The organism is Frankia umida (assembly GCF_023242945.1).
Taxonomy (GTDB): Bacteria; Actinomycetota; Actinomycetes; order Frankiales; family Frankiaceae; genus Frankia; species Frankia umida.
Map to the genome: position 1 here is coordinate 1 of NZ_JALKFT010000093.1, position 1,365 is coordinate 1,365.

The following is a 1,365-nucleotide window of genomic DNA, read 5'->3' on the forward strand; positions in this document are numbered from 1 at the left end:
CCAGGGCTGCGGCAAGTTTGCTGGGTAGCGACTTGTGGGTCGTGTCGAGGGTCTGCGGTGGATGTGGGATGTGAGGACCGGCGGGTTCTGGCTCCGGAAACGGGGCGAGCATGACACCTGGGTGATCATGGAGGTTCCTAGGCCATCCTGATCACCCCGAGGTGCCATGCTCGCCGCACCATTATCTCCTTCTGTCCCTGTTCTGGATCAGCTGGCGTCGGCCATGGCCGGCGCAGCGACGCGGCCGGTGTCACCCGCGGGGTTGCTGGCGGTGTTCGCGCAGGTCGCCGACCCGAGGAAACGTCGTGGGACGCGGCACCGGCTGCCGGTCGTGCTCACGTTGGCGACGTGCGCGGTGCTGGCGGGGGCCCGGTCGTTCACCGCGATCGCCGAGTGGGCCGCGGACGCCGGCGAGACCGTCCGGGACATGCTGGGGATCGTGCGGGTCCCGGACGCCTCGACGTTCCGCCGGGTCCTCGCCCGTCTCGACGCCGACGCGCTGGACACAGCCCTCGGGGCCTGGGCCGCGGCGGCGACCACGCCGACCAAAGGACGACGGCGGCGGATCGCGGTCGACGGGAAGACCCTGCGCGGCTCACGCCACGGCGACAGACCCGGCCGGCACCTGCTCGCCGCGTTCGACCAGCAACACCACGTCGTCCTCGCCCAGCGTGGGGTCGACGCGAAGACGAACGAGATTCCCGAGCTCACAGCACTGCTCGGCGCCCTCGATCTGGCCGGCGCGGTGGTGACCGCGGACGCGTTGCACACCCAGCGCGACACCGCTACCTGGCTCGTGGAACGCGGCGCCCACTACGTCCTCGTCGCGAAAGCGAACCAGCCGGCACTGTATGCCCAGCTCACAGCCCTGCCCTGGAACCGTGTCGCCACCCGTGTCCGCACGCGCGACCGTGGCCACGGACGTGTCGAAACCCGGACCGTGAAAGCCACCGAACTGCGCGCCGGCATCAACTTCCCCCACGCCGTCCAAGCCATCCAGATCACCCGCCGCCGGTCGCTCAACAGCGGGCCCACCACCACCGAGACCATCCACGCGATCACCAGCCTGCCGACCCACCAGGCCAGCCCCGTCCTGCTCGCCGACCTCACCCGCGACCACTGGTCCGTCGAGAACCGGCTGCATTGGGTCCGCGATGTCACCTACGACGAGGACCACCACCGTGCCCGGACCGGCAACGCGCCCCAGGTCATGGCCAGCCTCCGCAACCTCGCGATCAGCATCCTGCGCCTGTCCGGCACCACCAACATCGCCCAGGCACTACGCCACCACGCCCGCCGACCCGAACGACCACTCACCACGATCATGAACCTAAATTGCTAACCAGCAACTTTGCCGCTGCCCTG

Annotated in this window: 1 protein-coding gene; it reads left to right on the forward strand. The window is 69.7% G+C overall.

From position 1 onward, the window contains the following. The first annotated feature begins 223 nt into the window (after positions 1-223). Positions 224-1,342 carry an ISAs1 family transposase gene (locus MXD59_RS25910; RefSeq protein WP_248827185.1) on the forward strand — a complete coding sequence of 373 codons (1,119 nt, stop codon included), beginning with the start codon at positions 224-226 and terminating at the stop codon, positions 1,340-1,342. The last annotated feature ends 23 nt before the right edge of the window (positions 1,343-1,365 follow it).